Origin of the sequence: Curtobacterium sp. MCSS17_008 (assembly GCF_003234185.1) — a bacterium.
Taxonomy (GTDB): domain Bacteria; phylum Actinomycetota; class Actinomycetes; order Actinomycetales; family Microbacteriaceae; genus Curtobacterium.
In genome coordinates this window covers 18,064-43,585 of sequence record NZ_QKSM01000012.1, presented here as the reverse complement: position 1 = coordinate 43,585, position 25,522 = coordinate 18,064, and the positions used below count along the sequence as shown (strand labels likewise).

The 25,522-nt window shown below is 71.6% G+C and carries 22 protein-coding genes; 8 read left to right on the top strand and 14 right to left on the bottom strand.

The window, feature by feature from the left end:
- Positions 1-49: 49 nt before the first annotated feature.
- Positions 50-532: a CarD family transcriptional regulator gene (locus tag DEJ23_RS12010; protein WP_111240499.1), complete on the bottom strand. Its 483-nt coding sequence runs from the start codon at positions 530-532 to the stop codon at positions 50-52.
- Positions 533-690: 158 nt separating this feature from the next.
- On the opposite strand from DEJ23_RS12010, the gene DEJ23_RS12005 reads away from it, so the two are divergent.
- Positions 691-1,326 carry a hypothetical protein gene (locus DEJ23_RS12005; RefSeq protein ID WP_111240498.1) on the top strand — a complete coding sequence of 212 codons (636 nt, stop codon included), beginning with the start codon at positions 691-693 and terminating at the stop codon, positions 1,324-1,326.
- Positions 1,327-1,464: 138 nt separating this feature from the next.
- Here DEJ23_RS12005 and DEJ23_RS12000 read toward each other — a convergent pair whose 3' ends face one another.
- Both DEJ23_RS12000 and DEJ23_RS11995 read right to left on the bottom strand, forming a co-directional pair.
- Positions 1,465-2,145, bottom strand: coding sequence for a response regulator transcription factor (locus tag DEJ23_RS12000; RefSeq protein ID WP_111240497.1), 681 nt, complete (start codon positions 2,143-2,145; stop codon positions 1,465-1,467).
- Complete coding sequence (locus DEJ23_RS11995) at positions 2,142-3,308, bottom strand: cell wall metabolism sensor histidine kinase WalK (protein ID WP_111240496.1); 1,167 nt, start codon at positions 3,306-3,308, stop codon at positions 2,142-2,144. Before DEJ23_RS11995 ends, DEJ23_RS12000 begins: the two co-directional genes overlap by 4 nt.
- 158 nt (positions 3,309-3,466) lie before the next feature.
- On the opposite strand from DEJ23_RS11995, the gene phoU reads away from it, so the two are divergent.
- Both phoU and DEJ23_RS11985 read left to right on the top strand, forming a co-directional pair.
- Positions 3,467-4,138 (top strand): phosphate signaling complex protein PhoU, encoded by a 672-nt coding sequence (phoU, locus tag DEJ23_RS11990; protein ID WP_111240495.1) that lies wholly within the window; start codon positions 3,467-3,469, stop codon positions 4,136-4,138.
- Between the two features lie 105 nt (positions 4,139-4,243).
- Complete coding sequence (locus DEJ23_RS11985) at positions 4,244-4,792, top strand: AAA family ATPase (protein ID WP_111240494.1); 549 nt, start codon at positions 4,244-4,246, stop codon at positions 4,790-4,792.
- An 81-nt stretch (positions 4,793-4,873) separates the two neighbouring features.
- Here the strand turns inward: DEJ23_RS11985 and DEJ23_RS11980 are convergent, their stop codons facing one another.
- The gene (locus DEJ23_RS11980; protein ID WP_111240493.1) at positions 4,874-5,620 is read right to left on the bottom strand and encodes a phosphoglyceromutase; all 747 of its coding nucleotides are present in this window, start codon (positions 5,618-5,620) and stop codon (positions 4,874-4,876) included.
- Between the two features lie 56 nt (positions 5,621-5,676).
- Here DEJ23_RS11980 and DEJ23_RS11975 point away from each other — a divergent pair, with 56 nt between their 5' ends.
- Positions 5,677-6,450, top strand: coding sequence for a class I SAM-dependent methyltransferase (locus DEJ23_RS11975; protein ID WP_111240492.1), 774 nt, complete (start codon positions 5,677-5,679; stop codon positions 6,448-6,450).
- A gap of 11 nt (positions 6,451-6,461) precedes the next feature.
- On the opposite strand, the gene DEJ23_RS11970 is transcribed toward DEJ23_RS11975, so the two are convergent.
- From DEJ23_RS11970 to DEJ23_RS11960, 3 genes are all read right to left on the bottom strand, one after another.
- Entirely contained in the window at positions 6,462-7,529 is a 1,068-nt protein-coding gene (locus DEJ23_RS11970) for a folate-binding protein YgfZ (protein WP_111240491.1), read from the bottom strand.
- On the bottom strand, positions 7,529-8,131 hold the full coding sequence (locus DEJ23_RS11965; protein ID WP_111240490.1) for an FABP family protein: 603 nt from the start codon (positions 8,129-8,131) through the stop codon (positions 7,529-7,531). The genes DEJ23_RS11970 and DEJ23_RS11965 overlap by 1 nt, the downstream gene beginning before the upstream one ends.
- A gap of 136 nt (positions 8,132-8,267) precedes the next feature.
- Positions 8,268-8,546, bottom strand: coding sequence for a hypothetical protein (locus DEJ23_RS11960; RefSeq protein WP_146240287.1), 279 nt, complete (start codon positions 8,544-8,546; stop codon positions 8,268-8,270).
- A 131-nt stretch (positions 8,547-8,677) separates the two neighbouring features.
- On the opposite strand from DEJ23_RS11960, the gene DEJ23_RS11955 reads away from it, so the two are divergent.
- From DEJ23_RS11955 to DEJ23_RS11945, 3 genes are read left to right on the top strand one after another with little or no spacing between them, the layout of a single operon-like run.
- Complete coding sequence (locus tag DEJ23_RS11955; RefSeq protein WP_111240488.1) at positions 8,678-9,361, top strand: response regulator transcription factor; 684 nt, start codon at positions 8,678-8,680, stop codon at positions 9,359-9,361.
- Positions 9,361-10,212 (top strand): mycothiol synthase, encoded by an 852-nt coding sequence (gene mshD / locus DEJ23_RS11950; protein ID WP_111240487.1) that lies wholly within the window; start codon positions 9,361-9,363, stop codon positions 10,210-10,212. Before DEJ23_RS11955 ends, mshD begins: the two co-directional genes overlap by 1 nt.
- A gap of 47 nt (positions 10,213-10,259) precedes the next feature.
- Complete coding sequence (locus tag DEJ23_RS11945; RefSeq protein WP_111240486.1) at positions 10,260-12,266, top strand: serine/threonine-protein kinase; 2,007 nt, start codon at positions 10,260-10,262, stop codon at positions 12,264-12,266.
- A 207-nt stretch (positions 12,267-12,473) separates the two neighbouring features.
- Here the strand turns inward: DEJ23_RS11945 and DEJ23_RS11940 are convergent, their stop codons facing one another.
- Genes DEJ23_RS11940 through DEJ23_RS11930 form a run of 3 tightly spaced genes read right to left on the bottom strand, consistent with a single transcriptional unit; the run spans position 12,474 to position 21,109 of the window.
- Positions 12,474-16,802: an FtsK/SpoIIIE domain-containing protein gene (locus tag DEJ23_RS11940; protein ID WP_111240485.1), complete on the bottom strand. Its 4,329-nt coding sequence runs from the start codon at positions 16,800-16,802 to the stop codon at positions 12,474-12,476.
- A 45-nt stretch (positions 16,803-16,847) separates the two neighbouring features.
- Positions 16,848-18,317: a hypothetical protein gene (locus DEJ23_RS11935; protein ID WP_111240484.1), complete on the bottom strand. Its 1,470-nt coding sequence runs from the start codon at positions 18,315-18,317 to the stop codon at positions 16,848-16,850.
- A complete protein-coding gene (locus DEJ23_RS11930) occupies positions 18,314-21,109 on the bottom strand; it encodes a hypothetical protein (protein WP_146240286.1) in 2,796 nt (931 codons plus the stop codon). The genes DEJ23_RS11935 and DEJ23_RS11930 overlap by 4 nt, the downstream gene beginning before the upstream one ends.
- A gap of 273 nt (positions 21,110-21,382) precedes the next feature.
- Here DEJ23_RS11930 and DEJ23_RS11925 point away from each other — a divergent pair, with 273 nt between their 5' ends.
- The gene (locus tag DEJ23_RS11925) at positions 21,383-22,348 is read left to right on the top strand and encodes a hypothetical protein (protein WP_111240482.1); all 966 of its coding nucleotides are present in this window, start codon (positions 21,383-21,385) and stop codon (positions 22,346-22,348) included.
- Positions 22,349-22,467: 119 nt separating this feature from the next.
- Here the strand turns inward: DEJ23_RS11925 and DEJ23_RS11920 are convergent, their stop codons facing one another.
- The 4 genes from DEJ23_RS11920 to DEJ23_RS11905 all read right to left on the bottom strand — a co-directional run bounded on the left by DEJ23_RS11920 (position 22,468) and on the right by DEJ23_RS11905 (position 25,219).
- Entirely contained in the window at positions 22,468-23,496 is a 1,029-nt protein-coding gene (locus DEJ23_RS11920) for a DUF3592 domain-containing protein (RefSeq protein ID WP_111240481.1), read from the bottom strand.
- A 26-nt stretch (positions 23,497-23,522) separates the two neighbouring features.
- Positions 23,523-24,197 (bottom strand): hypothetical protein, encoded by a 675-nt coding sequence (locus DEJ23_RS11915; protein WP_111240480.1) that lies wholly within the window; start codon positions 24,195-24,197, stop codon positions 23,523-23,525.
- Between the two features lie 160 nt (positions 24,198-24,357).
- Positions 24,358-24,828: a hypothetical protein gene (locus tag DEJ23_RS11910; protein ID WP_111240479.1), complete on the bottom strand. Its 471-nt coding sequence runs from the start codon at positions 24,826-24,828 to the stop codon at positions 24,358-24,360.
- A 64-nt stretch (positions 24,829-24,892) separates the two neighbouring features.
- Positions 24,893-25,219, bottom strand: a complete 327-nt coding sequence (locus DEJ23_RS11905) for a hypothetical protein (protein ID WP_111240478.1) — start codon at positions 25,217-25,219, stop codon at positions 24,893-24,895.
- Positions 25,220-25,522 lie beyond the last annotated feature (303 nt).

The following is a 25,522-nucleotide window of genomic DNA, read 5'->3' as shown; positions in this document are numbered from 1 at the left end:
GTTCGGGGAGCAGGGCGGTCGTCGTCGTGTGGTCCAGCTGCGGTTCGCGCTAGGAGGCGAGGACCTCGTCGAGGACGGTCGATGCCTTGTCCTCGTCGGTCTTCTCGGCCAGGGCGAGCTCGGAGACGAGGATCTGCCGGGCCTTCGCCAGCATCCGCTTCTCGCCCGCGGACAGCCCGCGGTCCTGGTCGCGACGCCAGAGGTCGCGGACGACCTCGGACACCTTGATGACGTCACCGGACGCCAGCTTCTCCAGGTTCGCCTTGTACCGGCGCGACCAGTTGGTGGGCTCCTCGGTGAAGGGGGCCCGCAGGACTTCGAAGACCTTGTCGAGGCCTTCCTTGCCGATCACGTCACGGACGCCGACGAGGTCGACGTTGTCCGCCGGCACCTCGATCGTCAGGTCACCCTGCGTGACACGCAGCTTCAGGTAGACCTTTTCCTCGCCCTTGATGACGCGCGTCTTGACTTCAGAGATGGTTGCCGCCCCGTGGTGGGGGTAGACGACGGTCTCGCCGACCTCGAATTGCATGTATCAGGCTCCGTTCCCAGGACCCCCAGTTTACCACAAGCCCTTTTCGGGTAAGGGGGCCTGGGCACCCCACCACCCCGGTGATCGGTAGGATGGCGTCGGACCGTCCGGTCCACATCGTGATCTTCCGGAGGAATCTCTTGCGAGCTCGGGTACTCGTGTCCGTCGCCGTTGCGGCATCCATCGCGCTCGGCGCCACCGGCTGCGAGTTCATGTCGCCCGCCCACACCAAGGAGATCAAGCAGATCACCGACGGCGTGAACGTGACGACCGGTTCGGTGGACATCCGGAACGCGCTCCTCATCTCCGACAGCGGTGACGCGGCCCGGTTCCTCGGCACCCTCGTCAACACCTCGTCCGACGAGGACGTGACCCTCTCCATCGAGGTCGGCGGCGACACCCAGACCGTCGAGGTCCCGGCCAACAGCCGCCTCGACCTGGCGAACCCGACCGACCCGACCAGCGACGACAGCAGCCAGCAGGGCACGACGCAGCAGGGTTCCGAGGTCGCCACGGGGCGCGAGGTCCTGTTCGACCAGGCGGACGCCACCCCCGGCTCGCTCGTCAAGGTCTACTTCTCGTACTCCGGCGCGGAGGGCGTCTCGGCCAGCGTCCCCGTGCTGACCAGCTCGCTCGAGGAGTACCAGACGCTCGCACCGACGCCGACCCCGTCGAGCACCGCGACCTCGCCGTCCGAGAGCGGCTCGCAGCCCACGGGCGATGCGACCGCACCGGGTACGCAGTCGGACGACTCGCAGACCGACTCATCCGAGGGCGACAACGGCACCGAGTGATCCCCGCGCGCCGGACCGGCGCGACGAACGGACGCAACGCACCGGAGGCCCGGTGCCGGTTCTCGGAACCGGCACCGGGCCTCCGGTGCGTCGCCGGCCAGCGTCACCGGTCGGCGCCGTCGACGACGGCTGGCGGGCTCAGCCCTCGATGCGGTACCCCAGGCCGCGCACCGTGACCAGGATCTCCGGCGTGCTCGGCACGCGCTCGATCTTCGACCGGATGCGCTTGATGTGCACGTCGAGCGTCTTGGTGTCGCCGAAGTAGTCGGAGCCCCACACCCGGTCGATCAGCTGCCCCCGGGTGAGCACCCGACCGGCGTTGCGGAGCAGCAGCTCGAGCAGCTCGAACTCCTTGAGCGGCATCGGCGTCTCGGAGCCGTCCACCGACACCGTGTGCCGTTCGACGTCCATCCGGATGCCGCCGACCTGCAGGATCCCGGTGTCGCCCGGGTCCTCCTCGGTGCGGCGCCGCAGCACGGCACGCAGCCGGGCCAGGAGCTCGCGCGTCGAGTACGGCTTCGTCACGTAGTCGTCGGCGCCGAGCTCGAGCCCGACGACGATGTCCACCTCGGAGTCCTTCGCGGTGAGCATGATGATCGGCACGTTCGACCGCGTGCGGATCTGCCGGCACACCTCGGTGCCGCTCAGCCCCGGCAGCATGAGGTCGAGCAGCACGAGGTCCGGGTTCTCGGCGTCGAACTTCGACAGCGCGGTCACGCCGTCGGCGGCGACGGAGGTCTCGTACCCCTCGCGCTGCAGCAGGAACTCCAGGGGCTCGCTCAGGGCCGGCTCGTCGTCGACGATGAGGATCTTGGTCACGATGGCTGCTCTTCCAGTTGCTCTTCGAGTGCGGTGGTGAGTTCGGGATCCGCCTCGGGCAGACGGATCGTGAAGGTCGAGCCCTTGCCGGGCTGGGACCAGACGCGCACGTCGCCGCCGTGGTTGCCGACGACGTGCTTGACGATCGCGAGCCCGAGGCCGGTGCCGCCGGTCGCGCGCGAGCGTGCGGGGTCGACGCGGTAGAACCGCTCGAACACCCGGTCGAGATCGGCCTCGGGGATGCCGACGCCCTGGTCGGTCACCGCGATCTCGACGAACCCCTTCGACAGCCGGACGCCGACGCCGACGCGGGTGTGGTCCGGGGAGTACTTGACGGCGTTCGCGATGAGGTTCGACACCGCGACCTGCAGCAGGCCCGGGTCGCCCATGACCCGGAGCTTCGACCGCTTCGCACGCACGAGTTCGATGTCACGGGCACGGGCGACGACCTCGTTCGCGTCGACCGCGGCCTGCACGATCTTGTCGACCGAGGTCTCCTCGCTGTTCTCGAGGGTGTCCACCGACTGCAGCCGCGACAACTCGATGATGTCCTTCGTCAGGGCGCCGAGCCGCTCGGACTCGGTGATGAGCTGCGTCGCGAACTTCTTCACGTGCTCGGGGTCGTCCGCGGCGAGCACGAGGGTCTCGGCGAGGAGCCCGATCGCCCCGATGGGCGTCTTCAGCTCGTGGGAGATGTTCGCCACGAAGTCCCGCCGGACCTCGTCGATGCGTCGGCTCTCGGTCAGGTCGTCGGCCGTGACGAGCACGTAGCGGTTGCCGAGCTGCGCGGCCCGGAAGCTCAGGTAGCCGACCAGCTCGCCGCTGCGTCCGCGCGGGAGCTCGAGTTCGTCGGACGCCATCTCGCCGCTCCTGCGCACCCGGTCGACGAGCTCGGCGAGCTCGTCGTGCACGAGCTTCCGCCGCACGACCAGCCCGACCGTGAGCGCCTGCGGCGACGCGGCGACGACCGTGTTCGACGGGTCGACGACCACGGCCGGGTTGTGCATCGTGGCGATGACCGCGGCGACGCCGTCGGGCAGCGTCCGTTCCGCGACGTCGGCTGCCCGGGCCGTGCGCTCCGCCGTGATGATCAGCACCACGACGCCCGCGCCGAAGACCCCGCCGAGGAGCATCGACAGTGGCACGAGCCACGCGTTGTCCATGCCGCCAGTGTAGGGATCGTCACACGGGGTTCCGACGCCGTTCACCCCGTGGTGGCGGGATTCCGGGTCCGGATCGCGATGTGTTCAGCCGCAGGTCACCGTTCGTTCACCTGGGCTGACGACACTCGACCGGTACGCATCAGAGAGGCACATCCCCCATGCGCGAAGTCTTCCAGCAGGAGCTCCAGGACGTCCAGGAGCGTCTGACCGAGATCGCCGGGCTCGTCGAGTCCGCGATCACCCGTGCGACCCAGGCGTTCAGCGAGTCGGACGTCGCCCTCGCCGAGGAGGTGATCGCCGACGACGCCAAGATCGACGCGGCCGCGAACAGCCTCGACGAGATCGCGATCGACATCCTCGCGCGGCAGGCACCGGTCGCCCGCGACCTCCGCGTCGTCGTGACCGCCCTGCGCGTCAGCTCCTCGCTCGAGCGCATGGGCGACATGGCCGAGCACATCGCCCAGCTCGCCCGGCAGCGCTTCCCCGAGAAGGTCGTGCCGAAGGGGCTCCGCGGTACCTTCAAGGAGATGGGCGCGCACGACGTGCAGATGGCCCAGAAGCTCACGCGGCTGCTCGCGACCGAGGACATCGCCCTGGCCGCCGAGATCCGCGACGAGGACGACGCCGTCGACGAGCTGCACGCCAGCGTGTTCGACTTCGTGCTCGGCGAGACCTGGAAGGGCAACCCGATCGACACCGTCGACGCGACCCTCGCCTCGCGCTACCACGAGCGCTTCGCCGACCACGCGGTGTCGATCGCCAAGAAGGTCGAGTACCTGGCGACGGGCGACTGGGCCGGTGCGTCCTCGGTGACGACCTCCCCCGCCTGATCCCGCAAGACGCAACCTCGGCGGTTGCCCGCAGCGCTGTACCGCTGCGGGCAACCGCCCTCGTTCCGTTTTGCGAAGGGGTGCCGAGGACGCGAGGATCGGGGCATGGCTCAGGTCGCGATCGTCGTCAACGGGATGCCCGGCTCGGGCAAGAGCACGGTGGGCGCAGCCCTCGCCGAGGTGCTCGGCTGCCCCTTCCTGTCGAAGGACCGCATCAAGGAACCCCTGGCCGACGTGGTCGGCCCGATGATCGGCTCCCGCGACCTCGGCGGCATCGCGATGGACACCATGTGGTCGATGGCCCGGGCCGTCGAGAACGGGGTCGTCCTCGACGCCGTCTGGCTGCCGTCACGCGACCGGGACCGTCTGGAGGCGGGACTCGCCTCCGCCGGGTCACCCCGCGCCGTCGAGGTGTTCTGCCACGTCGACCGGGACACCGCCGCGGACCGGCTGCGCGACCGGTACGAGCCGGGCACGCTGCCGGTGCGGCACGAGGTGCACGGGGACCTGTCCGACGTGCTGGCGTTCTGGGACGAGCACGGCGCCGAGGCGGAGCCCGTCGCGCTGCCGGGCGTGCCCGTCGTGCGGGTCGACACCGCACGGCCCTACGACGTCGGGGCGCTCGTCCAGGAGATCGCCGCGCACTTCGTCTGAGCCCGCAGACCCCGCTGCCCGGAGCCCCCAGGGCGCAGGAACGCCCCGCCGGTCACCGGCGGGGCGTTCGTCGTGCGGGTGCTACTTCTTGGCGCCCTGCGCGGCCACGGCGGCGGCACCGGCAGCGGCGGCCTCGGGGTCGAGGTAGTACGAGGGCTTCGTCGGACGGAACTCGTCGTCGAGCTCGTACACGAGCGGGATGCCCGTCGGGATGTTGAGGCCCGCGATGTCGTCGTCCGAGATGCCGTCGAGGTGCTTGACGAGTGCACGGAGCGAGTTGCCGTGCGCGGTGACGAGGACGGTCTTGCCTGCGGCGAGGTCCTTCGTGATGTCCGACTCCCAGTACGGCAGCAGTCGGTCGATCACGAGCTTCAGCGACTCGGTGCGGGGCAGCTGGTCGCCGAGGTCGGCGTAGCGGCGGTCACCGGCCTGCGACCACTCGGCGTCGTCGGCGATGGGGGGCGGCGGCACGTCGAACGACCGGCGCCACTCCATGAACTGCTGCTCGCCGTACTGCTCGAGCGTCTGGGCCTTGTCCTTGCCCTGGAGGTCGCCGTAGTGGCGCTCGTTGAGGCGCCAGTCGCGCTTGACCGGCAGCCACGCCAGGTCGGCCTCGAGCAGGGCGATGTCCGCGGTCTGGATGGCGCGGGTCAGGAGCGACGTGTACAGGACGTCCGGCACGATGCCCGACTCGGCGATGAGCTCGCCGGCGCGCTTCGCCTCCTTCTCGCCCAGCTCGCTGAGTCGGACGTCCACCCAACCGGTGAACAGGTTCTTCTGGTTCCAGTCACTGTTGCCGTGACGGAGCAGGACGAGCGTGGAGGTCATGCTGCCGAGTCTACCGAGCGCCGTGCCGACGTTCCGGGCGCCCGTACCCTGGACGCATGCCCATCGGGAACGTCACGCGCGGGACCACCGGCTACAACCGACTCCGCCGTGTCGACCGGTGGATCGCCGCGCTCCCCGCCCTCCGCCGCACCGCGGACCCGCTGGTCGCCGACGTCGGGTACGGCGCCCGCCCCACGACGACGCTCGAGCTCCGCGACCGCCTGGCGAGGGTCCGCCCCGACGTCGAGGTGACGGGCATCGAGATCGAGCCGGCGCGCGTGGCCCTGGCGAACGCGGGGACCCGCGACGGCGTGACCTTCCGGCTGGGCGGCTTCGAGACGCCGACCCCGGGCGGTCGGCGACCCGCCGTCATCCGGGCGTTCAACGTGCTGCGCCAGTACGACGAGGCCGCCGTCGTGGACTCGTGGCGCATCATGCAGGACCGCCTGCAGCCCGGGGGTGCGCTCGTGGAGGGCACGTGCAACGAGGTCGGACGGGTGGCGTCCTGGGTCACGCTCGACGAACACGCTCCGCACACCTTCACGGTGTCGCTCCGTGTCGCCGACCTCGAACTGCCGAGCATCGTCGCCGAACGGTTGCCGAAGGCGTTGATCCACCGGAACGTGCCCGGCGAGCGGGTGCACGCGTTCCTGCTGGACCTCGACCGGTCGTGGGCGGTGGCAGCGCCGCTCGGCACGTACGGGCCGCGGCAGCGCTGGATCGCGACCGTGCAGGGCATGCGCGACCGCGGGTGGCCGGTCCTGCACGGCGTCACGCGGTGGCGGCTCGGCGAACTCAGCGTCCCCTGGTCCGTCGTGGCGCCCGCCTGAGGCCGCTCGGTTCAGGAGCGGCGGACGGCTCCGAGTCGCGGCAGGCGCGGCACGTTCGCGGTGGCTCCGGCACCCGGCGGCACGATGACCTCCTGCGCCGCGGTGACGACGACGTCGTCCACCGTCAGCGTGAGCGTCGCCGCGGGGTCGAGCGAGCGCTTCACGACCGCGAGCCCGATCGGCCCGAGTTCGTGGTGGAGCGCCGACGCGGTGAGGCGCCCGACCTCCTTCCCGTCGAGCTCGACCGTGGTGCCCGGAGCCGGCAGCACGCCGTCCGAGCCGTCCAGGTGCAGCATCGCGACGCGGCGGGGCGGGTGCCCGAGGTTGTGCACCTTCGCGACGGTCTCCTGTCCGCGGTAGCAGCCCTTCGACAGGTGCACGGCGGAGCGGAGCCAGTCGAGCTCGTGCGGGATGGTGCGCTCGTCGACGTCGGACAGCGCGGGGCGCCAGGCGGCGATCCGCAGCGCCTCGACCGCGAGCAGCCCCGCGACCGGCGCGTCCGACGCGGCGATCGCGGCAGCGGTCTCCGGGGTGACCACGTCGATGCGGAGGGTCCAGTCGGACGCGGGGTGGGCCTCCAGGGCGGCGTAGCCCCACCCACCGGGCGTCACCGACGACCACGGGTCGACCCACTCGACGACCACGTCGTCGGGCGCTGCCGAACCGTCGAAGCGGCCGAGCGTGACGAAGTCGGCCGAGCGATCGGCGACCTCGACGCGGAGCATGAAGCGCATCGAGTCGAGCCACCCCGCGAGCGGTGCTGCGTCGGCGGCCTCGGTGAGGAGCCACGTGACCTCGCCGTCGTCGACCACGCGGGCGGCGTGCTCGACGCGGCCGGACTGGTCGAGCACGAGCGTCTCGGTGCTCTCCCCGGGCGCGAGCCCGGTGAGCAACTGGGACGTGATCGAGTTGAGCCAGGACAGGCGGTCGGGCCCGCTGACCGTGACGACCCCGAGCCCCAGCTCGACGACCGCACGACCGGACGCGAGCGCCCGTTGTTCGCCGGTCGGGTTGCCGAAGTGGGCCGCCGGACCGGCCTCGGTCGCGACGAAGCCGTCACGCCCGCTGAAGGCGGACATCAGTCGACCTTCGCGAGCTGCCCCGACGCGTGCGAGGTGAGCTGCTGCCCGAGGGCGGCGATGTCCCACGCCCAGAACAGCTTGCCCTCGACCAGCCCGTACAGGCGGGTCGCGGCGGAGTAGTCCTTCGCGTTCGGCGAGCGCATCACGGCGTCGGTGGCCAGGTCGATCCGGCCCTTCTTGACGCGGCCGACGTAGAGCTCGTTGACGCCCGTCGGGTGGATGATGGCCGCTTCGACGTCGAAGCCGTCGGTCGTGTTGCGGAGCGTCTCGACGCTCTCCACCGTGCTGAACGGGGCCGGTCCGTCACCCATGAGCATCCCCGGACCGCGGTCACCGGGCTCGTTCGGTCGGTCGATGCGCCAGTAGCCCATCTCCGCGGCGAGCGGCGTGTGCTCGTCGTCGAGCAGCCACGTCGTCGAGGAGTAGTTGAGGTAGGGCAGGCCGTCGTGGCTGAAGCTCACGCGCTGGCCGAACTCGTACTTGCGGGGCTCGTCCTCGTCGCCCACGGGGTACTCGACCACGCCCGTGCCCTCCCACACGCCGACGAGCCAGGACAGCGGGACGAGCTCGGGCGCCAGGCCCTCCGGCAGTTCGATCAACGCTGACCCTTGAAGAGCTTCACGACGACGACGACCGAGATGAACGCGATCGCGAGCGACGCCAGGCCGAGGAGGCCCACGTAGAACAGCTCGAGCGCAAGCAGCGAATCCATGCGGCGAGTCTACGCGTCGGACCTCATCGCGCCAGGAGCACCACGGCGGTGACGAGCACGACGACGAACGCCCCCGAGGACGCGATGCTGATCCGCTCGACCAGTCCGTCCTTCGTCGCGGTGATGAGCTGCAGCACGAAGCTGACGAGCACGCAGAGCACGAACACGAGCAGCAGCCACGCGAAGTCGTCCTTCTCGGGGAGGGTGAGGACGAGCACGGCCCCGACGACCGCGAGCACCCACACCGGCAGCACGGACGTCAGCCGCAGTCGGCGCTGGTCGAGGGGCGTGGGCTCGGTCACGCCCTCCATCATGACAGGACGACGGCAGGACGCACTCCGGACCGCCCCCGACCGACCGACCGGCCGGTCGGCGGTCGACTGCGCGGGCATCACTAGGATGGCTCCACGCGTCCCCTCGTCCTGGAGGTCCTGTGGCCCAGCTCCTGGTACTCACCTCAGCCGCGCCCGGCGACGTCCTGCCGAGTCTCGGCCTCCTGAGCCACCGGATCCGCCACGTCCCCGCCGAGGCCGCCCAGCTGGTGAACGCCCCGCAGAGCGACCTGATGTTCGTCGACGCCCGCCTGGACCTGGTGAGCGCGAAGGCCCTCTGCAAGATCCTCGCGACGAGCGGTTCGACGACGCCGGTGATCCTGGTCGTGACCGAGGGCGGCCTGACCGCGGTGAACAGCGAGTGGAACGTCGACGACGTCGTGCTCGAGAGCGCCGGCCCGGCCGAGGTCGACGCGCGCATCCGCCTGACGACCGGTCGCGCCGCGAGGAACCCGACGGGTTCGAAGATCCAGGCCTCGGGCGTCGTCATCGACGAGGCCAGCTACTCGGCGAAGGTCCGCGGCCGGCCACTCGACCTGACGTTCAAGGAGTTCGAGCTCCTCCGCTTCTTCGCCTCGCACCCGTCTCGGGTCTTCACCCGTGAGCAGCTCCTCAGCGAGGTCTGGGGCTACGACTACTTCGGCGGCACACGCACCGTCGACGTGCACGTGCGGCGCCTCCGCGCGAAGCTCGGCGACCTCGAGTCGCTCATCGGCACCGTCCGCAACGTCGGCTACCGCTTCAACGTGCACGACGACGAGGCCGAACGCCTGGCGGGTCAGTAGTGCTCGCCGTCGTCGAGATGCTCGCCGCCGCGTCGGTCGCGGCAGGCGAGGCGCCGCCGTTCTCCGACCAGACACTGGTCGACGTCCGCGCAGGGCGCGCCACCGTCGTCGGTGACGAGCGCGGTGTCGCCGTGGTGCGGGACGGCGAGCTGGAGCTCGTGGTCGCCCGGGAGGCCCGTGGCCGGGGCATCGGGTCAGCCCTCGTCGAGCAGGTGCTCACCCCGGGCGGCGGGGCCGCCGCGTCCGACCGCGACGTACCGCGGCTCGCGTGGGCGCACGGAGACCACCCGGCGGCGCGCGTGCTCGCCGACCGGCACGGCTGGTCCGCCGTCCGGACGCTCCTGCAGCTCCGCGCTCCGGTCGCGTCGGACGGGTCGGACGTGCTCGACGCCGGCGTGCCCGCGGGGTACTCGCTGTCGTCGTTCCACGCCGGCGACCCCGACGACGAGGACGCCTGGCTCGCCCTCAACGCCGCAGCCTTCGCCCACCACCCGGAGCAGGGGCGGATGACCCTCGAGGACCTCCGTGCCCGCGAGGCCGAGTCGTGGTTCGACGGCGAGGACCTCCTGCTCCTGCGTGACGCCGACGGTGCGCTCGCGGGCTCGTGCTGGCTCAAGGTCGAGGACGGCGTCGGTGAGTACTACGCGGTCGCGGTCCGCCCGGACCTGCAGGGCCGGGGGCTCGGCGGCGTGCTCATGCGTGCGGGGTCGGCACGGCTCGCCGGTCGCGGTCTCGACGCGGCGGCGCTCTACGTCGAGGGCGACAACGAACCGGCGCTCGCGCTCTACCGCCGCTCCGGGTTCACCCAGCACGCGATCGACGTGCAGTACGCCGCGGGCCCCGGCCGGTAACATGACGCGAGGTCGACGAGGGGTCGGCCAGGGCACTCGGGGGCAACGTGACGGACCAGGGGCGGGCGCAGTACGGCCGCGGTGAACCGCTCGGTGCGTCGTACCGGCTCGTCGACCTGCTCGGCACGGGCGCGACGGGCGAGGTCTGGCGCGCCGAGCACACCGCGACCGGCGAGCACGTCGCCGCGAAGCTCCTGCGTGCGGAGCTCGCCGCCGACCCCGCCATCGTCGAACGGTTCGTCCGCGAGCGCACCGTGCTCCTCGGTCTGCAGCACCCGTCGATCGTCCGGGTCCGCGACCTGGTCGTCGAGGGCGACCGGCTCGCCATCGTCATGGACCTGGTGGCCGGCGGCTCGGCGCGCGACGTGCTCGTCACCGCCGGCACGCTCCCACCCCGTGACGCCCTGACGATCACGGCCGAGACGCTCGACGCTCTCGCCGCCGCCCATGCGCAGGACGTCACCCACCGCGACGTGAAGCCCGACAACGTGCTGCTCGCGACGCCGTTCACGACCGGGGCCACCGGTGACGTCCGGGTGTCCGACTTCGGCATCGCGTCCGTCGTGGCCGACCGGCAGCGCACGACGACCGGACTGCTCGGCACCCCGCAGTACATGGCGCCCGAGTCGATCAGCCAGGGCCGGTCCGGTCCCGCGGCCGACGTCTACGGCGCCGGCGTCATGCTCTACGAGCTCCTGGCCGGGCGCACGCCGTTCGCCGGGCCCGGGACGGACTTCGCGGTGGCCTACCGGCACGTGACCTCGGACCCACCGCGCCTCGACGTCCCCGAGCCGCTGTGGTCGGCGCTCGCGACGATGCTCGCGAAGGACCCGTCCGCACGCCCGGCCGCCGCCGACGCCGCCGCGACCCTCCGTCGCCTCGCGCGGCAGCTCGCCGACGCCCCGGCACTGGCTCCGTCGGCCGACCCGGACTCGTTCACCGAGGTCGAGCGTCCCGCGACCGTCGTCCGCGGTGTCCGGCAGGACGCCGCCGAGTCCGGCCCGACGTCCGCCGAGGACGCCGGGCCCGCGCCCGAGCTCGGCCCGGCAGGGTCGCAGACCGTCATCCGTCCGCTCGCGCGGCAGCCGTTGCCGGTCGAGCGCGAGCCGGAGGCGCCGCCACGACGCCGCTGGCAGCGCCCCGACTGGCTCACGAACCGGATGCTCGGGGTCGGCGCACTGGGCGTCGTCCTCGTCGCCGCGCTCGTCGTCGGCGGTGTCGTCTGGCTGCCGGGTGCCCTCGGCGGCGACGGGACCCCGAGCGATGCGCGCACGGCGCAGGCCGCGAGCGCGTACCAGCAGGACCGCCCCCTGCCGACGGGGCTGTCGACCACGCGCAAGGCCACGATCGACCCCGAGCGCGGGACGGTCGAGCTCGCGATCACGTACGCCGCGCAGTCGGCGACGCTGCGCGGCCCCCTGCTCGAGGTGCTCCCGGGCGCGGACGGACGAGCCGACTGCCCCGCGGCGACGTGGACCGGGGACGAGGTCTCCGGCGCACGGAACCAGCCCTCGCTGACCGGGGTGGACGCCCGGTGTGCGTGGGCGCTGTCGGACGTCGTCGTCCCCGCCGGCGAGGACCTCACCGTGCAGGCGACCGTGCAGCTGGCCGACGTCCTCGACCAGGCCGGTCTGCAGGAGTGGCTGGACGCCGCCGGCGCCGCCACCACCGCGGCCGTGACGGACGACACCGTCACCGGGACCGCCTACCCCGTGCAGCGGCTGCAGGGCGTCGAGGTCCGCACCCCCGACCGCACCGTGAGCCAGACGACGCTGCCCGTGACGCTCGTGCCGGTGTGGCCGAGCGGCGCCGACGAGCTCAACCCGCTCTACCGCAGCCCGTCGACCGGCCGGCCGTCCGAGATGCTCACCGACGTGGCGGGCGGCGAGTCCGGCGTCCGCTTCGCCGACGGGTGTTCGGGAGCGCTGGCCGTGTCGTCGGACGGGTTGGTCGTCACCGCGCTGTCCGTCGCGCCCTCGTGCACGGTCCGGGCGACGGTGGGGAACTTCACGAACCTCGAGAGCTCGCCGTTCGGCATCACGACCCGCGACTGAGCCCGCGGACTCCGGCCCCACGGCCTCGCCCGTGCCGCGTCGTCGCCGTCCGTCCCTCGTCTTCCTCCTGTGGAGCAGCAGACGTCGGGTCTCGGCGCACGAGGCGACGTCTTCTGCTCCACCGAAGGCGTGTGCGGGCCGCGGGCCCACCGGACGGGAGGCGCGTGGCGGCGGGGTGCCGCGCCTCCCGTCCGGTGGGAGCGGCGGTCACGCGCCGGGCGCTGCCGTCTGCACGAGTCGGACCGCACCGCCCGACGCGGCGTAGCCGCGACCGACCGACAACGCGACCGGTGCGCGACGCGGCAGGGTGACGCCGAGCAGCTCGCCGTCGTAGTCGACGTCCGGCTGCAGCAGCACGCCGCACCGCGACTTCCGGACCGAACGCGTCCAGTGGCTGTAGAGCGAGCGGAGGTCCGCGGAGCGACCAGCGGCGACCACGCACAGGCCGGGGCGCTCGGACGACAGCAGCGACGCGATCGCCTGGTCGCCGTCGTCGAAGCGCTCGGCGTCGTCGACGAGCAGCAGCACGGGGCCGCGTTCCAGGCGGATGCCGGCCAGCAGGGCGGGCACCTCGTCGGCACCGACCGCGACCCGGTCGAACGTGGCGTCCGCGAGCGGGGACCGTCGGTCGCAGATCGCCCAGACCGCCGGCCTGACGCCCTCTGCGGAGCGTGCCAGGTCGGCCAGGGCGAGGAGCACCGTGGACTTGCCGGAGCGGGCCGGGCCGGCGACGAGCACGTGCTCGCCGTCGTACACCTCGAGCGCTGCCGTACCGAGGTCGTCCTCGGCGATGCCGACCGGCAGGCGCCAGGGCTCGGTGGCGAACTGTGCCGCGGCCCCGAGGTCCTGCACGCGCACGGCGTCGGGCAGACGTCCGACCGCGCTCGTCTTCGGGGCGGTGTCCGGCCAGGCCGCGGCGACCTCGGCGACGGCCTCCGCCAGCGACACCGTCGGGGTGGCGATGTGGCTCTGGAGCTTCGTGGTCGCATCGACGTACCGGCCAGGCACGGGCGGCGGGACGTCCTTCGGGCGCACCCCGATCGACGCGTAGTCGTAGGGGTCGGCCAGGCGGAACATCCACTTCTGCGTCGTGACCTCGTCCATCGCGGACGGCACGGCCTTGGCCCGGGACGTCGAGACGGCGAAGGAGATGCCGAGCGCCGGGCCCTCCGCGTAGACGCGGTACAGCGCGTCGAGCAGCTGCTGGCCCTCGAAGTCCTGGTACTCGTCACGCAGGGCGGCGAGCCCGTCGATCAGCACGACGGCACGCCGACCACCGGGGCTCGCTCGGCGGCGCTCGAGGTCTGCACGCAGGTGCCGGAGGAACCGGGCCTGCAACTCCCCCGCACCGGCACCCGACCCGACGTAGGCGGTGGTGTGCGGCAGCTGCGCGAGCGGCGCGAGGTCGCCGGGGCCCATGTCGAGCACGAGGAGGTCCAGGTCGTCCGGGCTCGTCGTCCGCGCGAGGCGCAGTGCGACCGCGGACAGGGCGGTGCTCGTGCCGCTGCCGGGGATGCCCATGAGCACGAGGTTGCCCTCGTCGAGGTCCCAGCCGCCGGCCACCTGCCGCTGGTGGTCCGGGTCGTCCGCCAGGGCGACGGCGACGAAGCGGTCGTTCCGGGCCCCCGGTCCGGACGTCGGGAGCTCCGGGACGGCCGCCAGGTCGACGCGTTCGCCGAGGGCCTCCGGCCAGATCGGACGGGGCGCCGCGTACCCGGCGGCGTCGTTCGCCCGTCGGATCGCGTCGATGAGGACGTCGAGGTCCGTCTCGTCCGACGCGCTCGGGGCCGGAGCCGGGTGCGGCGCCGGGACGCCGAAGACGTCCGTCGGTCGGACCGACACCGCCTGCTCGACCCGCTCGTCGCGGGCACGACCGGTGACGAGGGCGGTCTGCACCGGCGTGATGTCGTCCTGGCCGAGCTTCACGAACGCACGACCGGTCTGCTGCCGACCGATGCCCGCAGCGGCGGGCACACCGATCACGTTCGTCGAGTCCTCACGGCTCTGCACGCGCAGCGCCACCCGGAGGTTCGTGTTCGCGAGGATGTCCTCGCTGACGACACCCGCCGGTCGTTGCGTGGCGAGCACCATGTGCACGCCGAGGGTCCGACCGACCGCGGCGATCGCGACGAGCGAGGTCAGGACGTCCGGGAACTCCTTCGCGAGCATGGCGAACTCGTCGACGACGAACAGCAGGCGGGGCATCGGCTCGGTCGGGTTCGTCGCGAGGTACGCGTCGAGGTTGTCGATGTCGGCGCCCGCGCTCGCGAAGACCCGCTGGCGACGCTCGAGCTCGGCCTCGAGCGCTCGGATCGCCCGGTCGGCGAGCTGCTCGTCGAGGTTGCTGATCGTGCCGATGGTGTGCGGGAGCCGCTCACACGCGGCGAAGGCCGCACCGCCCTTGAAGTCGACCAGCAGGAAGTTGAGGCGGGTCGGGTCGTTGCGGGCGGCGAGCCCGGCGACGAAGGACCGGAGGAACTCGCTCTTGCCGGAACCCGTCGTGCCGCCGACCAGACCGTGCGGGCCGTCCCGCACCAGGTCGATCTCGAGGACGCCGGACTCCGACGATCCGACCGGCGTCGAGGTGCCGGTGCGGGCCTCCCAGAGCGCGCGGATGCCCTCGGGCGTGGTGGTGTCGACGGTGGTGTCGGCAGTGCCGTGCGCCCCGCCCGCGCCCGTCCGGCCCGCGCTCGTCCGGCCCGCGCTCGTCCGGCCGAGCAGCTCGGGCAGGCGCACGAGCGACGGCAACGACGCACCCGGCACGGTGAGCTCGGGGTCGTCGAAGTGTGCGACCGCTCGGGCGGTCCGTTCGGCGGTGTCGGTGGCGAGTCCGGCGAGCACGACGTCCTCGACCCGGGTGCGGTCCTCGGGTCGGTACACGGTCGCGGCGGCATCGGTGGCGACCGTGATGATCGAGGTGCACGCGGCGGGCAGCTGCTGCTCGTTCGTCGCGATGACGATGCCGCTCACCCGCTGCCGACGCTCCCCCGGGCGGAGCGAGACGCCGGGCACCGAGCGGCCCTGGCCGAGCAGGCTCCTGGCGGGGGCGTCGCGGCCCTCGGTGAGCACCTCGGAGTCCACCACGACGAGCAGGTTCGGCGTGGGGAGTTCGTCGAGCGACTCCTTCAGCCCGCGCAGGACCGCCACGCTCTGGTCGCGCTGCGCCGACATCCACCGCGCGCCGGTGCTGCTGCCCGCGACGCGGGTGTGCGGCAGCCAGGAGGCCCAGGACCAGTCCTGCTCCCGGCCCGCGTCGCAGAAGACACCGACCGTCAGGTCCGCGGGGCCGCAGTGCACGGTCGCCTGCGCGAGCAGGCTGCGCGCGAGGGCGAGTGCACCGTCGCGGTCCCCCACGATGCCGACGACGCCCGCGTCGGACAGGTCGGCGACCACGGGGGCGGCGGTCAGGCGGCTGTCCGCGATCGCGGCCTTCGCCTCGTCCTCGAGCTTCGTCGACGCCGCACGCTGGTCGACCTCCGGCCGCCACGGTGCGTCACCGGTGCCTGCGTGCAGGCTGAGGAAGTCGTCGTCGTCCGAGCGGCGCTGCCACAGGTCGGTCGTCGGCAGGAGCGCCCGGCGCACGACGGTCGCGGGGTCGGGCACGAGGTCCTGTCGGCGGGCCGCCTCGATGGCCGCGGCGGCAGCGATCTCACCGCGGAAGGTCTCCACCGCTTCGGCGAAACGGGTCTCCTCCTCCTTGAGGTTCTTCGCGCGGCGGTGCTTCTGCTCGAACCACATGCCGATCGCGGTGACCGGGCTGAGCAGGGCGAACAGCGCGAAGCGTGGGTCACCGAGCAGGAGCACCATGGCGCCGGCGAGCACGAGCGGGGCGGCAACCGTGATCCAGCTGAACTTCGATGCCGGGGCGACGTCCTTCCGGGTCGGCGGCGAGACCGGTTCGGAGTCCGTCAGGCGCCCCGGTCGCGGCGGGCGGTTGAACGGTGCGGTGGCAGCCGGCGTGAGGTTCGGCAGCGAGCCGGCCGGCGGTACGGTCGTCTCCCGGAGCTCGGGACGGACCAGCAGGACGGCCCCGCCGACGATGACGCTCGTGGTCCCGGTGAGCAACACGCCCTCGTCGTCGATCCGCTCGCCCGCGATCACCGTGCCGTTCGTCGAGCCGGCGTCGCGCACCCGGACGCCGTCCTCCTCGCGCTCCACGGTGCAGTGATCCCACGACGCGCTCTCGGTCGGCAGCACGACGTCCGCCTGCGGGGCCCGACCGATGACGAGCTTGCGGCTCCGCGGCACCGGCACGACGAGGCCGGTGTCGAGGCCGCCGGCCAGGGTCACGCTCCAGCCGTCGATCGTGCGCGGCGGCTCCTCGGCGGTCCGTGCCACCCGTGACCCCTCGAGCAGCACGAGGTCCCGCAAGGGTGTGTCGGAGCTCGTGTGGTGTCCGTCGACCGCCAGCGTCGTGCCCGGGTCGAGCGAGGTGCCGGTCGTCGCCGCGACGAGCTCGCCCAGCGTCGAGGTCCCCGCCCACCCGTCGGCCTCGATCGTCTCACGGCGGTCGTCGAGCTCGATGAGCAGGCGCATGGTCGGTCCTCCCTGGGGTGGTGCGGCGGAGCGGGTGGGACGGGATCAGTCCGTCGAGTCGGAGAACCAGACGAGCGCGGGCGTCGCCCCGTCGTCCTCGGACGCAGCGGCGGGCCGGAGCCCGAGGTCCTGAGCGGAGGCGGCGAGCACGCCGGCCGGGTCGGCGAGGGCCTGCTGCGAGCCGAAGTCGAGCGCCGGACCGGCGAGGCCGTCGTCGGCCCCGAGGTCGAGCCCCGTCAGGGCGTCCGACACCTCGGCAGGGTCGGTGCTCCGGGCTGCGCCGACCGCCGTCACGAGGGCGACCACGGCATCGTGGCTCCGGGCGTCCGCGACCGCCGCGACCTCGTCGAAGGTCCGGTCTCCCGTCAGGTTCTCTGCGTCCGCGTCGTCGGCGAGGACCCGGACGCCGCCGAGGAACGCCGACATCGCGCGGCCCTCGGCGTCGGACGACAGGGCGCGGGCGTCGTCGGTCTCGACGCCGACGGTGCGGAACGTGCCGCTGAGGCTGCCGCCGGCCTGGGCGAGCGCCGCGGCGAACGCGGGGCTGGTGGCCTCGGGGGTCAGGACCACCGGCGCGGTGACGTTCGCCTCCTGGAGTGCGGCGACGAGGGCTCCCTGACGAGCGCCCGCGCCGCTGACCACGACGGCGTCGGAGTCCGGGGCGGCCTGTTCCGTGGTGTCCTGTGCGCTGCCGTCCTGCGCGCCTTCCTGCGCGCTGCCGTCCTGGTCGTCGGTCGACGTGGCGTCGGTCGAGCCGGCCGCGGCACCGGTCCGCTGGGCGATCGTCGTCGCGAGCGCGCCCAGGTCGGGTGCCCGCGTGGCGTCGAGGACGTGGGCGAACCGCACGCCGGACGGCGCTCCGCCCCCCAGGTCGACGAGCAGCGGGGACCCGGCGTCGCCGAGCGCGACCTGCAGCGCCGCTGCGACCGAGTCCGTGGACGGCGCGGTCGACCAGGCGTCGTCGTCGCCCGTGGTGTACGGCGCGACGACCGGGATGCCGGCATCCGCGGCGGCGGCGAAGGCACCGCGGACGTGTTCGCCGGACGTCGCCACGACGATGCCCGAGACACCGTCGGAAGCGAGCGCCTCGACTGCCTTGCGGGCGCCGTCGACGGAGCCCCCGTCGTTCTTCGTCACGAGTTGCACGTCGGTGCCGCCGAGCTCCAGTCGACGCTGTGCGACGAGCGCTCCCTGAGCGGCGTCGTCCCACTGGGCGCCCTCGCCGTCACCGAGCGTGACCACGACGCCGATCTTCGTGCCGTCGGGGACGTGTGCGACGTCGATCGGCACCGGGGCCGTCGCGGAGACCGCCTCGGCCGGGGTCGATGCCGAGACGCGCACTGCGAGCACCGCGGTGACGACGGCGGCGACCACGAGGACGGCGACCGCGACGATGATCGCGGTCCGGCGACGCTTGCGGGTCCGGGCCGCGTCGGTCGCTGCGGCCGTGGCCGGCTCGTCGGTGCGCTGCTCGTCGGGGGTCGACTCCGTCGACTGGTCCTGCACGTGGCTCATCGCTCGGCTCCGATCCGGAAGGCGTAGAGCGTCGTCGACGTCGCGCTGGACGGCACGTCGAGACGGAATGCGGGGAGCTTCGCCGCTCGGTCGAGCGACGCACGGAACTGCTCCTGCTGCAGGAGGATGCCGGCGACGTCCTCGGCGCGGACGTTCGCGTAGCCCGAGGCGTTCTGCGACGCGAGGGCCAGCTGGTAGTCGGCGGAGTCGGACTTCGCCGCGCTCGTCGCCATCGCGCCGAGGATGCCGGAACCGTTGACCTTGCGGTCGCCCAGGTCGAGCATCACGCGGTTGAGGTCGCCGGTGAGCAGCGTGCTCGCGCCCTCGACGTCGCGGACGGAGGCGCTGGTGCTCGCGTCGATGCGCTGCAGGCTCGCCGCGGTCTGCTCGTCCACCGCCGAGGCGAGGCCGCTGCTCTGCTCCTCGAGCGAGCCCTTCTGCTCGTCGATGGTGCCCTTCGACTGCTTCGTCACGTCGTCAGCCGTGGACCGGAGACCGGCGATCGACTTGTCGAACGCGTCACGAACCTCCGACGCATTCGTCGACGCGGACTTCGACACGTCCGTCACACGTTCGTCGAGCAGCGCCCGGATACTCGACTCCACGCCCTTCTGCTGGTCGTCCGCAGTCTCCCGGAGCTTTTCCTTGACCTCGTCCTGCTGGGCTTTCAGATCGTTGAGATCCGCACTGACAGCGTTCGACTGGGCGACCGCAGCATCGATATCGGTCTTCAACTCATCGAGCTGAGCGGCGGCGCCCACACCGTCCGAGCCCGCACGTCGGACCTCCTCCACAGCCGTACGAACGGCCGCGACTCGATCACCAAGGTCGACGAAGGCTCGACTGAACTGGCTCTCCGGCTTGTCCAAGTCGGTCGACTGCGCAACCTCATTCCAAGTGGCTGCCTGATCCTTCAGGCGCTGCTCCAGCGGCTCGGAGAACGGGAACGGAGGCTTCAGCGCCCCGGGACCGTCCTCCGACTCGTCGCATGGAGTTTCCGTCAGGTAAGCCCGCAGGTCGTCCGCCTGTTCCTCAGTCAGACCAGAAGCCGGGCCGCCGATGATGGGAAGGTCGATCTCGGAAGCACCGTCGTTTTCGCGCTTCGTGACGAGCGCACAGATGGCATCGGCGAGTGCCGCATTCTGCGCTTGCATCGAAACGGCATAGGAGAAATCGTCGGCAACGCCGACGATCTTCCGAGCAGCGTCAGCCTTGCCGTGGACTGCGCTGATGTCCTCCCTGAGCCTTTCGATGCTCTGCTCGACGGCATCGATGCTCGCGTTCAGTTCGCGGAGAGAATCGTCGAGCGACCCTGACGCGGAACCGGCCTGTGCCGCGAGGTCCGAGAGCGCCTTCTGCAGGGCTGAGACCGTGTCAACCGCGGCATCGGCCTTCTCTGTCTGGAGGGAGTCCGCGAGCGCCTTCCCGCTGCTGGTGACGACGAGGGCACTCTCCGTGATGTCCTTCGAGGACAAGAAGAGCGCACAGGTGAAGGACGTGGAGCCCTCAGGGCAGACAGCGTCGGTGGGGTCTGCGGGACCGATGGAAGCCGCAAGATCGCTGGTGAGCTCCTGCTTACATGCCTCGCTCGCCTCGGCGTAGCCCTCGAGCTGTGCGGACACGCGCAGCAGGTTCCCGTAGACGCTCGAGCCCGCCGCACCGGTCTGCGGCACGGCGTTGCATCCGTCGTCTTTCAACACGGGCTTCGGGGCGGTCGCCGAGGTGTCGCCGAGCAGCGCGTCCAGGCTGCCGGTCGTCTGCTGCAGCTGCTGCAGGACGGTCGACTGCGTGGCCTGCACGGTCGAGCCGAGGTCCCCGTTCAGCGAACCGAGCTCGCCGGACAGCGACTGAATCGTGCTCGCGAGCGAGGCGCTGCTCTCCTGCAGCCGCTCGGCGGTGCGCACGCCGAGGGTCTCGGACGTCGACTCGAGGTTGGTGCGGACCTCGGTGATCGTGCCACCGGCACGGGCGAGGACCTCGTTGACCTGCGCGATGAGGTCGATCGTCCGGCGCTGCAGTGCGAGCTCGGAGTCCGTCTCGGACCCGAACGCTCCGTTCATCACGCCGGTGCTCGAGAGGTCCGTCGTCAGCCCGGGCTGCGCGGCGATGTCGATCGCGGGCGTCGAGAAGTCGCGGACGTCGGCGACCAGGTGGAGCGTGCTGCTCGCACCCGAGGTCGGCGGTGCCAGGAGGCGACCCCACTGGACGACGGCATCACCGGACGGGTCCGTGCTCACGACGCCGTCGGTGGCCGCCCCGCCGTCGACCGACTCGGTCACGATGCGGTCGGGTGCGACCCCCTCGAGCACGGTCGATGCGGCGACGCTGAACGGTGCGCCGACCAGGGCCGGGGTGGAACGGGAGGCTCCTGCGACGTCGTAGGACAGGTTCTCCGACCGGACCGTCAGGTTCTCGACGGTCACGTCGATCTCCACACGCCCCGAGTACCCGTCGAGGTCTGCGAGGTCCGTCCCCGACCGCTTGTCCGTCGTGTACTGCGTGGTGATGCGGAGGGGCAGGTCACCCGCTGCCTTCGTCACGTCGTGGTCGACGGTCTTCGAGGACGACCGCTTGCCGGCGACCGAGATCGTCGTGTCCGACACGGCGTTGACCGCGCCGTTCGTGGTGAGCGTCGTGTCGACGGTCTGCAGCACGCGCGACGGATCGGTGACCTGGTCCTGGTCGGCGGTGCACCCCGCGAGGACGAGCGCGACGGCGCCCGTCACGGCCACCACCCCTGCGATGCGGCTCCCTCGCTGGATCCCGGTTCCCCCGGCGCGCGTCAACGTCACGATCGTCCCCCTCAAGAATCGACTGCGTGCTCGATCCTAACCGCTGAAATACCGTGAGGTTCCGTCCTCCCCAGGAGAAGACCACCCCCGTTCGAGCCACAGGACAGCGACATACGAACTTGCGGACGGTTCCGGAATTGATACTCTGCACAACGCAACTGGGGGGACCGCGAACGCCGATCGCGTTCGGGGATGCAAGATCGAGTGGCCGACCGTTCTGAACGTGTCGGTCGGCCACTCGGTTCAGTGGCCGCGGCACGAGGGGGAGAACACGTGTGGATCACGATCACGTCCGTGGGCATCGCGATGATCGCGGCGTTCGTCATCACGAGGTCCGTGACGGCCGCGACGCGGAACAGTGACCGCCGCCGCCGTGAGCGCGGGGAGTCGCTGCCCAACGAGGAGGGCGCGGTCGTCACCGTCCGACTCCGGACCTTCCAATGGGTCCTCATCCGCGTCGTCAGCATCCTCTTCGTCGTGGTCGGTGCACTGCTGTCGCTCGGCGCCGCCACGATGATCTCGACCGGCGTCGAGCCCAGCCTCGTCATCGTGGCGATCATCCTCCTGCTGGCAGGCATCGGGGGCGTCGTGCTGTCCCGCTCGATGCGCCGAACGCGGGTGCTCGCGATGGACGACCACCTGCTGGTGCGACAGGGGTTCCGCCCAGAACGTCGCGTCGACCTGGGCGAGATCGCTGCGATCCTGCCGATCGCGAACCAGTACGGCGGCCTGCAGGCGCGCGACACTACGGGGACGCGGCTCTTCCACGTGATGGGTCTGGCCCGCGGCTACGCGGAACTCGAGGCGTACCTGCAGGAGCGCGTCGTCCGCCCTCGCGCGACGGCCCCCGCAGCGCTCGGACCGAACGGCGTCTCGGTCCCGCCCTGGCGCGGTGTCGCGTGCAGCGCCGACTGGACCACCGCTCCGCTCGGCCCTGGCGGTCGCCTGCATCCGGTCATCCGGCTGTTCGTCGGAGGCGACGTCGTCGTGCTGCACATCTCCGAGGTCCGGGCGCTCATCGACGGCCGGAGGGCGGTCGCTGAGTCCGACTCGCAGCCCCTCGCGTTCCTTGCCAGCCCTGCGCTCGTCGACCCGTCATCGCTCGGCGGTCGGCAGTTGGCCGGTCTGCCGCCGGAGAGCCTCGCGCTCCTGTACGACGCGCAGGACGCACCGGCGGTCGTGCTCCGCGACGGCGACGCCCTCACGTTCCGCGCGTGGGTGAGCGGGCTTCCGCGCTGACCGTCGGCGCCTGATCCCACGACCCGGTCTGGAGGCGCGGTGCAGGCCCGACGGACGACTCACTCTGTCGGGTCGGTCGCCTCACTCTGTCGCCAACTGCTCCTGCAGGGGTTGCGTGATCACTCGGCCGGCGTGCGCGGCTCGCGGGGCGACTGCGCGACGCTCGGCGGGAAGACTCCGGCGCGGTGGGCTGACGCGACACCCTCGGCCAGCCGTCGAGCGCGCCGTCGAGCGGCGAGCACCTGTCGTCTGGCCTTCGCCCAACGCCGGGTGTGCCTGGTCCGGATCCTCCGCGTGATGCCCTCGACCGTCTGCACCGCGAGGAGCGGCGCCCCGACGGCCAGCAGCGGCAGTGCGGTGAATGCGTAGTTGCGACCGTCGTCGACATTGCGCACGAACATCCCGTGCAGTTCCTCAGAGCGGACCCCGGCGGTCGTCGGATCGTCCGGGTCGACCATGATCACCAAACGCTGCCCGACGCGGTAGAAGTCGGGATCACTCGACACCGCGTACTCGTCGAGCGCCGTCTCGTACTCCACGCCCTCGTACCGTTGCCGCGTCACCGGCGTGTACTCAGTGTGCCCACGTCCCTTGTAGCCCGTGTAGTGCACACGTTCCACGTCCACGACCTCGCCACTGACGACGACCCCGGTCCGGCGGAGCGCGTCGTCGTAGCGCAGTGTTCCTGCCCCCTCGCTGTGCAGGAGCGCCCCGATCGCGGCGACGCAGAACGCACCGATGCACAGCATGAACGGGCCGAGCTCGCGCAGCCACTCCCCGCCAGCCGTGCGCAGCTCGCGGCCCGTCGTCTCCTTGCGCCTCCGACCCCCGACGCTCGGCAACAGCACCCTGGCGAGGAACGCACCGCCGAGCACCGCGGGCAGCCATCCGTACTGCAGCGGCCCCCAGTCCGACGCATGCTCGACCAGGACGCCGAGCACCACGAAGCTCCCGAGGAACAGCACCGTCGGCACGAGGCAGCCCGCCGCGCCGATGCGGACGAGCGCCGCGCCGTGAGCGAGCCCGACGACGGAGACGATCGCGAACGCCCAGACCGGGACGTCGAAGTGCTCGACCTCGATCCACGCACTGCTGGTCAGGGCCACCGCCGCGAGCAGGGTGTGGAAGACCCGGCGTGCTGGGGTCACCGCGCGTCAGTCCTGCCGCTCGGGTGTCAGCAGTCGGCGGTGGTGACCGCGAAGTCGATAGTGCGGTCGGTGCCCTCGAAGACGTACGAGTAGCGCATCACGATCGCCTTCGACAGCAGGTCGCGCGACTCCTTCTTCTGGCAGACGTTCGACACGACCGACGACTTGAGGTCCGCCGCGGTCAGGCTCGCCGGATCGACCGAGGAGTCGATCGTGTAGGCGTAGTCGAGCTCCGCGCCGTCCGCTGTCACGCCGTCCCACCGCGTGACCTCGTCGAGTTCGAGCGGGAACGTGTAGTTCTCGTTGACCTGCTTCGCCGCTTCGGTCGCGAGCGCCGACGGCGAGGGCTCCGCGGTGGCGTTGAAGAGCGCGCGGACGCCCACGGAGGCACCGACAGCGGCGAGGACGGACACGACCGGGATGAGGATGCGGAGCGCGACGCTCTTCCCCTTCTTCTCCGGGGTCGGCGGCTGCCAGGCGGGGACACCGGAGCCGGTACCGGCGTAGGGCTGCTGCTGGTACCCGGGCGTCTGCTGGTCCGGCTGCCCGAAGCCGGGTGCCTGCTGCTGGTTCGGCTGCCCGAAGCCGGGCGCCTGCTGGTTCGGCTGCTGGCTCGGCTGCTGGAACCCGGGCGTTTGCTGGTCCGGCTGCGCGTTGTTCGGCTGCCAGTCGCCGGGCTGCCCGTTGTTCGGCGTCGTCATGATGGTCCTTCGCGGTCAGCACTCACGCGCCGGACGTCCCCGAAGTTCCGTGCTCCTGCCGCCCCGCGGCCGGTCGTACACGCCCCCTCGAGCGCCGGCGCCCCCTGTGCGCGGTACTCGATGTCAGGCGCCGGCAGGGCCAGCACCTGCATCCAACGTATCAGGTGGGGATGGCTCCGATCCGGCTCCCGCCCCCGACACGGTCAACCGCGGCAGCATCGCCGCATCGGGTCGCTTCGCGTACGAAGACGGCCTGTCGCACGCGGTGGAGCAGATCCCTCAGCTCGTAGGAACCGCGACCGACCGTGAAGCACCACCTTCCACCAGCGTCGAGACGTCGGGTCGTCTGCTCGATGTTGGCGCCCGTCACGCCCCAGCGGAGCGCGAGCGGCCCGCAGTCCTCCGTCTTGATGGCGATCCCCAGCGTCGAGGCTCCGACGCCTCGCGACGAATACGAGGAGTCGGTGCTCGGCTCCGCCGACGAGACCGAGCAGACAATCTTGATCTGATGGCCAGCGTCGTAGCTCTTCAGCGTGATCGGTCCGACGTAAAGGAACAGGGCCGGGACGACCAGGAACACCACGAGCAGCAGCGCGGCGACGACGCGCCCGCGCAACACGCGCCTGTCCATCGTTCTCAGCCTTCCTCGAGCCGCGGCTCAGGGGCAGCCATCGCCTCTGCGATTCCCCGATCTGTCATCGGCCGACACCGCTGTGAGGCAGATCGCGATCGTGGAGCCGACGAAGCAATGCCCCAAGTACCCAACCAGCCATGATCCCGAGGAACCAGACCCGAACAGAGAGCACCGCTCCGACGAGGACGAAGCGGGTCAGGATCGGACCGAGAAAGAAGAGCAAGACGGCCCCCGCCACGGTCCAGCCCGACCCGATGAACGCAAGCACTCCCGTTATCACGATCGCGATCGCCAGGTTGAGCAGGACGATCGAGAGCGTCACCTGCGAAAGACCGAGCACCATCGCGGCGCTTATCGCGAACGCGACGAGCACGAGATTGCCAAGCACTGCACTATTCGTCAGAGGACGGTAGACCCGCACCATCTTGACCTCAGCAGCCAACCTCACTCCGCTCCCTGCCTTGACGCCACCGCCGGTCCCATCGGGCCTCCGCCTCCCGCGCCGGGAGCGACACTGCGCGATGGGCGCCCCCATGATGCGGGCACATGGAGGAAGCAGGTAGCGGTCGCGCCGCAGATGCACCGGTTTTCCTCGATAGTCACTCGGCGTCATCCCGTGAAGGTTCGCAGCCAATCACGCCATCGCGACTGCGAAGTCAATCGATACAGACGGTCAAGAGATTCCTTGTAC